At 68.0% G+C, this 9,141-nt stretch carries 8 protein-coding genes, 1 pseudogene and 1 riboswitch; of the genes and pseudogenes, 5 read left to right on the top strand and 4 right to left on the bottom strand.

Annotated elements, in window-relative coordinates:
- Together G6026_RS09100 and G6026_RS17810 are read right to left on the bottom strand one after the other, a co-directional pair.
- Positions 1-228 (bottom strand): annotated as a pseudogene (locus tag G6026_RS09100) (hydrolase); the annotation flags it as partial.
- 13 nt (positions 229-241) lie between these two features.
- Positions 242-389: riboswitch (cyclic di-AMP (ydaO/yuaA leader) on the bottom strand.
- 79 nt (positions 390-468) lie between these two features.
- Positions 469-603, bottom strand: a complete 135-nt coding sequence (locus G6026_RS17810) for a hypothetical protein (RefSeq protein ID WP_255412667.1) — start codon at positions 601-603, stop codon at positions 469-471.
- Between the two features lie 273 nt (positions 604-876).
- Here G6026_RS17810 and G6026_RS09090 point away from each other — a divergent pair, with 273 nt between their 5' ends.
- On the top strand, positions 877-2,529 hold the full coding sequence (locus tag G6026_RS09090) for a DEDD exonuclease domain-containing protein (protein ID WP_182612969.1): 1,653 nt from the start codon (positions 877-879) through the stop codon (positions 2,527-2,529).
- Here the strand turns inward: G6026_RS09090 and trpD are convergent.
- The gene (gene trpD / locus G6026_RS09085) at positions 2,510-3,574 is read right to left on the bottom strand and encodes an anthranilate phosphoribosyltransferase (protein WP_107756195.1); all 1,065 of its coding nucleotides are present in this window, start codon (positions 3,572-3,574) and stop codon (positions 2,510-2,512) included. The genes G6026_RS09090 and trpD overlap by 20 nt on opposite strands.
- A 285-nt stretch (positions 3,575-3,859) precedes the next feature.
- Between trpD and G6026_RS09080 the strand changes: the two genes are divergently transcribed.
- From G6026_RS09080 to G6026_RS09065, 4 genes are read left to right on the top strand one after another with little or no spacing between them, the layout of a single operon-like run.
- On the top strand, positions 3,860-4,471 hold the full coding sequence (locus tag G6026_RS09080; protein WP_031264477.1) for a heme-copper oxidase subunit III: 612 nt from the start codon (positions 3,860-3,862) through the stop codon (positions 4,469-4,471).
- A 56-nt stretch (positions 4,472-4,527) separates the two neighbouring features.
- Positions 4,528-5,412 carry a cytochrome c gene (locus tag G6026_RS09075; protein WP_031264478.1) on the top strand — a complete coding sequence of 295 codons (885 nt, stop codon included), beginning with the start codon at positions 4,528-4,530 and terminating at the stop codon, positions 5,410-5,412.
- A complete protein-coding gene (locus tag G6026_RS09070; RefSeq protein WP_182612968.1) occupies positions 5,409-6,599 on the top strand; it encodes a ubiquinol-cytochrome c reductase iron-sulfur subunit in 1,191 nt (396 codons plus the stop codon). Before G6026_RS09075 ends, G6026_RS09070 begins: the two co-directional genes overlap by 4 nt.
- Positions 6,596-8,215: a cytochrome bc complex cytochrome b subunit gene (locus tag G6026_RS09065; RefSeq protein WP_107756193.1), complete on the top strand. Its 1,620-nt coding sequence runs from the start codon at positions 6,596-6,598 to the stop codon at positions 8,213-8,215. The genes G6026_RS09070 and G6026_RS09065 overlap by 4 nt, the downstream gene beginning before the upstream one ends.
- A 108-nt stretch (positions 8,216-8,323) precedes the next feature.
- On the opposite strand, the gene G6026_RS17240 is transcribed toward G6026_RS09065, so the two are convergent.
- Positions 8,324-9,141 (bottom strand): FAD-binding protein (locus G6026_RS17240; RefSeq protein ID WP_241727994.1); only part of this gene is annotated, 818 nt, incomplete at its 5' end.

Raw genomic sequence — 9,141 nt, 5'->3', positions numbered from 1 at the left:
TTGGGCTGCCGCGACCGGGACGAGGCCGGCCGGCAGGGCGATGCCCTCTGGGAGATCGACGGTGACCTGTGCGGGCACACCGGGCAGACGCAGTTCGACGGGTACGTCGACGGTCACCGGTGCGGCGGCCGCGGTCCCGGCGCCTGCGACGGCGGCGCCTGCAGCGAGCAGTCCTGCGGTGGCGACACGGCGCCCGGTCGAGCTGGCCTTGATGCTGTGGGCTCCCACGAGAGTGATTTCCTCTTTCTTCCTGGACACCGACCGGGTTAGCTGACGGGTTCGGACACGGAAGTCTGTCCTACGCCCCGGCCTCTCGGCCGTCGGGCGATTCACCCCAGTGGAACGTGGTTCCCCGGTGCGCCGCGGTGGCGCTTTGGTGGCGACCCCGGCCCCCACCGGTGGGCGGGTGATGACTTCCGAGGTCTCGAAAAGGTTACGAAACCATCTCGCCGAAGTCCAGCCCATCCGCTAGGCGGCCGTTTCAGCACCCACGATCTCCAGGGTCGAGACCAGCCCGAGCGCCATGAGCACCTCGATCGCCGAACGCACCTCGGGCTCGAGAACATACCCGCACGACTCCTCGGATAGTGCATCTACCTGCACTTCCTCGGACAGAATCACGGAGACGACACAGTCCTCGCACCCGCTCGGCCGGGCCGGACACCGCGAGCAGTCCATCGAGAACATGATCTACATCACACTCCGTCCTGGGCGTGTTGCCCATTTGTTACCAGGCCGCGATTTGCGGCTCGGGGCAGACCGTAACGGCCGGGTACGACACCCCACCCCTACGACACCCATCCCCTGTGACGACGGACGGCGGACGGCGGGGTGCGTCGGACGTCCGTGTCGGACCGGATCGTTACCGTGTGCGCCATGCCCTGCCCCCCGACTCGAGAACTGGTCCACACCCCGGGGACCACGGGGGTCCAGGCCGCCTTCGACGAGCTCGAGCCGATGCTCTCCGAGGTGACGTTCGTCGTCGTCGACCTGGAGACCACCGGTACCCGGCCGGGAACGGATGAGATCACCGAGATCGGCGCGGTCCGGGTACGGGGTGGGGAGGTCCGGGCCGAGCTGTCCACCTTCGTCTCCATCACCGGCTCGCTGCCGGCCCACATCAGCAGGCTCACCGGGATCGCGCCCGTCGATCTCGTCGGGGCCCCTGCACTCGGTGAGGTGATGGCGACGTTCCTGGAGTTCTCCCGCGGCGCCGTACTGGTCGCCCACAATGCCCGGTTCGACCTCGGATTCCTCCGCGCGGCCGCCGAGTCGACCGGCCACCCGTGGCCCGATCCCCCGTCGGTGTGCACGCTCACGCTGGCCCGGCGCATCCTCCATCGGGGCGAAACCCGTGGGCACCGCCTCGGCGAACTCGCCTCCCATCTGGGATCCACAGTCGAGCCGAACCACCGGGCGCTCCAGGACGCCCGCGCCACCGTCGACGTCCTTCACGCACTGATCTCCAGGGTCGGTGACTGCGGGGTGTCGACGCTCACCGAGCTCCGTTCCTACGACGGACGCCTCGCCCCCGCGGTCCGGCGCCGGGCCAATCTGACCGAGACGCTCACCACCGGCCCCGGGGTCTACCTGTTCCGGGACGCGTCGGGCGGCGCGCTGTACGTGGGGTCGTCCATATCGGTCCGGCGCCGAGCCCGCTCCTACTACTCCGGAGCTGATCCACGCGGCAGGATGCGGACGATGGTCGGCCTCGCCGAGAGCGTCGAGTCGGTGCCGTGCGCACACCTCCTGGAGGCGTGGACCGTCGAGGAGCGGCTCATCGACTCTCTCCAGCCGCCCTACAACCGGCGGTCCAGGTCTCCGCGCCGAGGGTGGTGGCTCTCCCCTCCCTCGGGACGTGCGATCCGGGGGCACGTCACCCGGACCCCGGAACACCCGTTCGCCCTCGGACCCTTTGGGAGAACCGAGGACGCCAGGGCCGCGTGGCTGGATCTGGCGGAGGCCACCGGTTCGCCACCCGGCGCCGAGGAATGGGAGGCGCTGGTCACCGGCCGGGACTCCACGGCCGTCAGGGCGATGATCGACCGGGTCGACTCGCTCGCCGCGGGTGGAGCCTTCGAGCGCGCGGCCCGGCTGCGAGATCGCGCGGCGGCACTGATCCGGACCCTCACCCGGCACCAGGAGCTCTCCTCCACCGCGGGTCTACGCGAACTGGTCCTGGCCCAACCCGGGCCCGGGCGCACCTGGGCGGTGGCGGTCGTGCGTCACGGGCGCCTCGCCGGTTCGGGAACGGTGCCCGCCGGAGCAGCACCACTGCCCGTGATCGACTCGCTCAGGGCGGGCGCCACGACCGTGCAACCCGGCCCCGGGCCGTTCGCCGGAGCCAGCGCCTCGGACATCCGCAACGTGCACAGGTGGATCGATTCCGGACCCACCCGCATCGTGTCGGTCACGGGGTGCTGGACCCTGCCCGTCGGCGGTGCCCACACACTCGCGGAGTGGGCGGATCGAGCCGAGCAGGCGGCGTCGACGAGCGGTCGAGCGGGTGTCAGGACCGGGCGGCACTGAAGGCCGCCCACCTGTCCAGGAGTCGGGCGGCCTCGCCGTCGTCCACCGCCTTCGCGGCGCGCTCCACCGCCGACCTCATCGCCGGCACGAGGTCCGCACCCCGCTCGAGGCCATCGAACGCCACCAACGCCGCCGCGGAGTTGAGCAGCACCGCGTCCCTGACGGGACCTCTCACGCCCGACAAGAGTTCCCGGGCCACCGCCGCGTTATGTCTCCCGTCGCCCCCGCGCAGTTCCTCGATCGCGCAGGTGGCCATCCCGAAGTCCCCGGGAGAGATCACGTCCTCGTCCACGTGGCCGTCGGTGACACGCAGTACACGCGTCGGTCCCGTCATCGTGATCTCGTCGAGACCGTCGGAGCCACGCACCACGAGCGCCGATCTACCCCGAAGCGCGAACACCTCGGCCATCACGGGCATCAGGCTCTCGAACGCGCACCCGATGAGGTTGGCGGCGGGTGCTGCGGGGTTGGTCAGTGGTCCCAGGATGTTGAACACCGTGGGGATCCCGATCTCCCGGCGGGGTGCGGCGGCGAAGCGGAGCGCCGGATGGAACACGGGCGCGAAGCAGAAGGCCACACCCACCTCGTCCACGCTCCGTGCGACGTCATCCGGTCCCAGGTCGATCGCGACGCCGAGAGCCTCGAGGACATCGGCCCCACCGCTCTTCGACGACGCCGCACGGTTGCCGTGCTTGACCACGGGCACCCCGCAGGCACTCACGACGAGAGCGGACATCGTCGAGATGTTGACCGTTCCCTGCCGGTCACCACCGGTCCCGACGATGTCGACGCAGGACCGGGAGGTCGGCACCCTACGGGAGTAGTCGAGCATCGTCGAGGACAGGGCGTCGAGCTCCGCGCCCGTCACACCCTTCATGTCGAGTGCGACTCCGAACGCGGCGATCTGGGCGTCCGTCGCGAGACCTTCCATGATCCGGGACATCGCCCAGCGGGCGTCAGCCGGTTCCAGGTCCCGACCCGACGTGAGCGTGCCGAGTACCCCGGGCCAGGACCGGCCCTCGTCGAACGCTGCAGAACTCCCCACGTGTCCCGACCTCTCTCCCTGGATCCCGGCGGTCCGTCACCCTCGCGACCGCGCACTGACAATCGTGCCACCAGCCACCTCATCGGTGCGGCGCGGACTCCCATCTCCGGGACCCTGAAGTCGACCGCCGGAAAGGCTGAGAAGCCCCTGATACCCCTGCACGGGGTGCGTCGTCGGACGCACTTTCCGGGAGTTCTAGGAACGACCTGCGAAAACACTGTGGGGACACGCCGAAATCGGGGGTCCCTGCAGCCTCCGCCCACCTCAGGGGTCATACTTGGCCTCGTGACGAGCGCAGTGGATAACTCAGGATCGGCGATGGCTCAGCGCGTTCATTCGCTGAACCGTCCGAACATGGTCAGTGTGGGCACCATCATCTGGTTGTCCCAGGAGTTGATGTTCTTCGCGGGGCTGTTCGCGATGTACTTCGTCTCCAAGGCGAACTCGGGAGGTGACTGGCCCTCCTACCCGACGCACCTCAACGTCCCGTTCGCTCTGACCATCACGGCGATCCTCGTGGCGTCCTCGGTCACCTGCCAGATGGGCGTCTTCGCCGCCGAGCAGGGGGATGTCTTCGGCCTCCGTCGCTGGTACATCATCTCGGCCCTGATGGGCACGGTCTTCCTCATCGGCCAGGCCTACGAGTACTACGAGATGTATCTCGAGGGCACCACGATCTCGTCCAGCGTCTACGGTTCGGTCTTCTTCATCACCACCGGTTTCCACGGCCTCCACGTCGCGGCCGGCGTCCTCGCGTTCGTCGTACTCGTCATGCGGACGACGATGTCCCGGTTCACCCCCGCCCAGGCCACCGCGGCCATCGTCGTGTCGTATTACTGGCACTTCGTCGACGTGGTCTGGATCGGCCTCTTCGTCACCATCTACTTCATTCAGTAGTCAGCTGGCCGCAGGACGCTGCGTCCAGCAGGTCCCAACTCCAAAGGGAACTCACAATGAACTCACCTCACCCACCCGCTGCGGACACGCCGTCGCCGGAGCCCGCGGTGAACCCGGCACGTCCGGCCTCGTCGAAGCGTCGCCGTAAGGCGACGGGCGCGCTCGTCATCGCCGCCGGTCTGCTCGGCGCCGGGGCCATCGCCACGGCCGTAGTCCCCGAGCCCCAGGTGGCCACGGCCCAGCAGGACCAGGCCGCGCTCATCGCCGAGGGCAAGTCGATCTATGACGTCGCGTGCATCACCTGCCACGGGCAGAACCTGCAGGGTGTCGAGGACCGCGGCCCGTCGCTGGTCGGCACGGGCGCGGGGGCGACCTACTTCCAGGTCCACTCCGGTCGTATGCCCGCCGCCAACAACGAGGCCCAGGCCGAGCGGAAGAAGCCGCGCTACAGCGAGCACCAGATCATCGCGCTCGCGGCGTACGTCGATCTCTTCGGTGGTGGCCCCGAGATCGTCACCGATCCCGACGGTTCCATCGCCCAGGAGTCGCTGCTGGGGGCCTCGGGCGAGGCCCGGGCCGAGGAGATCGCGCGTGGTTCCGAGCTCTTCCGGCTCAACTGCGCCTCCTGCCACAACTTCACCGGTCGCGGTGGCGCGCTGTCGGCGGGCAAGTACGCCCCGATTCTGGACCCTGCCAACGAGCAGGAGATCTACCAAGCGATGCTCACCGGGCCGCAGAACATGCCCAAGTTCTCGGACCGTCAGCTCACGCCTGACGAGAAAAAGGACATCATCGCCTACATCAGGGACACGGACTCCAAGGTCTCCCCCGGCGGTTACGCGCTCGGCGGACTCGGCCCCGTGACCGAAGGTGTGGCCATCTGGCTAGTCGGCATCGTCGCCCTCATCGGTGCGACCCTCTGGATCGGATCCCGTTCATGAGTGAGACCCCCAAGAACCCGTCCGCCGCGGACCTCGACCGGATGAGCGACTCCGAGCTCGTCCGGCTGGGTACCGAGCTCGACGAGGTCGACGTCCGATTCCGCGAGGGACGGTGGCCGGAGGGTGTCACCTCCCGTGCCGAGAAGCGCGCCGCCCGCATCGTCACCACATGGTTCGCGCTGTCAGCGGTCCTCGCGCTCGCCTTCGCCGTGATCTATATCGCGTGGCCGTGGGAGTACCGCGGGCAGGGCGAGGACGGCTACTGGCTCTACATGGCGTACACGCCTCTGCTCGGCCTGACGATCGGACTGTCGATCCTGTTCCTGGGATTCGGGGCCGTGCAGTTCACCAAGAAGTTCATCCCGGAGGAGATCTCGGTCCAGACCCGCCACGACGGGCCGTCCGAGGACATCGACCGTCGGACGATCGTCGCCGGTCTCAACGACTCGTGGAAGACCTCGACCCTCGGTCGCCGCAAGGTCATGGGCGGGTTCCTCGGTGCGAGCGTGGCTCTCATCGGGCTGTCCGCGATCCTGCCTCTCGGGGGCATGATCAAGAACCCGTGGCGCCGCGGGGAGATGACCATCGCGGGAGACGGCACGCTGCACACCACGGGGTGGACCCTTGCCTCGGACACCCGGCCGGACGGGCTCCCCGCCGAGAAGGTGTACCTCGGTCGCGACACCGGCAAGGTCTTCCCTGACGGCCATCCGCCCGCGGGTGAGGGTCGCCTCGAACGGATCCACGTCGAGGACCTGGCAGCCGGCGGACTCGAGTCGGTGTTCCCGCTCCCCGCGAGCGCGTTGGGCGACTTCGAGGAGCACATGCACTCGATCCACGGAGCTCGGAACTCGGTCATGCTGATCCGCTTCCGCCCGGCCGACTCGGCCAAGGTGATCAAGCGCAAGGGCCAGGAGAACTTCAACTACGGCGACCTCTACGCCTACTCGAAGATCTGCACACACCTCGCATGCCCCACCTCACTGTACGAGCAGCAGACGCACCGCTTCCTCTGCCCGTGCCATCAGTCGCAGTTCGACGCGCTCGAGTACGCGAAGCCGATCTTCGGCCCCGCCGCGCGCGCACTGCCGCAGTTGCCCATCGCGGTTGACAGCGAGGGATACCTCGTCGCCAACGGTGACTTCATCGAGCCGGTCGGACCTGCCTTCTGGGAGCGTCGTTCATGAGTAACAACACCAAACTCGCGGAGGTCGGGAACAATCTCGACTCGCGATACACCATGGCCAAGGGCATGCGCCGGCAGATCAACAAGGTCTTCCCCACGCACTGGTCCTTCCTGCTGGGCGAGATCGCCCTGTACAGCTTCATCATCCTGCTGATCTCGGGTGTGTACCTCACGCTCTTCTTCGACCCGTCGATGTCGAAGGTGATCTATCAGGGCGCCTACGCGCCCCTCAACGGCATCGAGATCTCCCGTGCCTACGAGACCGCGCTCAACATCTCTTTCGAGGTCCGTGGCGGGCTCTTCGTCCGTCAGATCCACCACTGGGCGGCGCTGCTCTTCGTCGCCTCGATGGTCGTCCACATGATCCGGATCTTCTTCACCGGCGCGTTCCGTCGCCCGCGTGAGGCGAACTGGGTCATCGGCTGTGTGCTGCTGCTGCTGGGTATCGTCGAGGGCTTCCTCGGCTACGGCCTGCCGGACGACGTCCTGTCGGGTACCGGTATCCGGATCACCTCAGGCATCATCGTCGGACTCCCGGTCATCGGGACCTGGATGCACTGGATGATCTTCGGCGGGGACTTCCCCGGCGATCTCCTGATCCCGCGCTTCTACATCCTGCACGTGCTGATCATCCCCGCCATCATCCTGGCGCTCATCGCCGCGCACCTCGCGTTGGTCTGGTACCAGAAGCACACGCAGTTCCCCGGGCCCGGCCGCACGGAGAACAACGTCGTCGGCGTCCGCATCCTCCCGGTCTTCGCGGTCAAGTCGGTCGCGTTCGGCGCCATCACCGTCGGCATGCTCATGCTCTTCTCGGGCATGTTCACGATCAACGCCATATGGAACCTGGGGCCATACAACCCATCCCACATATCGGCCGGCTCGCAACCCGACTGGTACATGTTGTGGACCGAGGGCGGCGCGCGAGTGATGCCCGCGTGGGAGATCTACCTGGGCAACTACACCATCCCCGCGGTGCTCTGGGTCGCCGTGATGCTCGGCGCGATGGTCGTGATCATGTTCCTGTACCCGTGGATCGAGGCCAAGCTCACCGGCGACACCGCGCATCACAACCTGCTCCAGCGTCCGCGCGACGTGCCGGTTCGTACCGCGGCCGGTGTCATGGCCATCACGTTCTACGTGATCCTTGTGTTGATGGGATCCAACGACCTCATCGCCTATCACTTCAACATCTCACTGAACGCCACCACATGGGCGGGACGGATCGGCCTCATCCTTCTGCCGCCGCTCATGTACTTCTTCACCTACCGGCTCTGCCTGGGCCTCCAACGGGCCGACCGGGAGGTTCTGGAGCACGGAATCGAGACCGGCATCATCATGCGGATGCCGCAGGGCGAGTTCGTCGAGGTCCACCAGCCGCTCGCGGGGGTCGACGAGCACGGACACGCGGTGCCGCTCGAGTACGCCGGTGCCAAGGTGCCCACGAAGATGAACCAGCTCGGTGCCGCCGGTCGCCCCCCGCGTGGTGCACTGACGGCGGACCCGGCCGACGAGGTCCACATGCTCGACGAGTCCGAGCACGGCAAGCACGACCGGGAGCACTCGATGCTCACCACGTTGCAGGAGGAGAACCGTACTCGTCGCCACGAGTACTGATCCTCCGACGACATACGACAGCGGGCCGGGCCTCCGACAGGAGGATCCGGCCCGCTGTCGTTTCCTCTCGTCGCCGTTTCCGGGGAGCTCGGCTGAAGGGAGCTCGGCTCAGGGGGCGACGGCGAACGGATCCACCGGGATCGACTCGCCGGCCATGTCGGCGACAGCCCGGAAGGCCATCGTCATGCCCGACCCCAGGGGTACGCCGGGGCCGGGGTACGCCTCACCTGACACCGACGCCGAGGAGTTGCCCGCGGCGTACAGGCCCGGGATCGGGGCGCCGTCGGTATCCAGCACGGCGCCGTGGTGGTCGGTCACCGCGCCCCCCTTGGTGCCCAGATCCCCGAGGACGAGCCGTACGGCGTGGAAGCGCTCGCCCTCGAGTGGCCGCAGGCACTCCTCAGGTGACGACGCACCGAGGAAGAAGCGGCCGTAGGGATCCTCACCCCGACCGAAGTCATCGTCCTGTCCACGGGCGGCGAAGCCGTTGTACCGTGCGACGCTCTCCCCCAGGACGACCTCGTCGACGCCGATGGCCTCCGCCAGTTCCCCGATCGATCCGGCGGTGCGCCAGAGACCGGCCTCGCGATGCTGATCGGGATCGGGGCCGGGGACGCAGATCGCCGGGTACCCGCCCGCCTCGACGTCGTCGAAGACGAACCAGAACTCCTCGCCGGCACCGTCGTCCATCCGAGCGCGCATGCGCCGGCCCATCTGGTCGTACGGCAGGAGTTCGTCGGCGAATCGCCGGCCGGTGCCGTCGACGATGATCCCGGAACGGAAACCGAGCGTGAACGCGGCGCGACCGTTCGGGAACAGCGTTGCCGGGCACCACCACGACTGGTCCAGCAGGTCCAGTAGGGCTCCGGCCTCGTCGAGCATCCGGACGGCGTCACCGGTGCCGGTATCCGGGTGGGATGCCGACC

Source organism: Dietzia sp. DQ11-38-2, assembly GCF_014145055.1.
Classification (GTDB): Bacteria; Actinomycetota; Actinomycetes; order Mycobacteriales; family Mycobacteriaceae; genus Dietzia.
Note: the sequence above shows the minus strand (reverse complement) of the source record. Positions and strands in the feature narration are given on the sequence as shown.

Bases quoted from the DNA above. Each gene is read 5' to 3' on its own strand.
- G6026_RS09075 (WP_031264478.1), top strand. From the start codon at position 4,528: ATGAACTCACCTCACCCACCCGCTGCGGACACGCCGTCGCCGGAGCCC.
- G6026_RS09065 (WP_107756193.1), top strand. From the start codon at position 6,596: ATGAGTAACAACACCAAACTCGCGGAGGTCGGGAACAATCTCGACTCG.
- G6026_RS09070 (WP_182612968.1), top strand. From the start codon at position 5,409: ATGAGTGAGACCCCCAAGAACCCGTCCGCCGCGGACCTCGACCGGATG.
- G6026_RS09090 (WP_182612969.1), top strand. From the start codon at position 877: ATGCCCTGCCCCCCGACTCGAGAACTGGTCCACACCCCGGGGACCACG.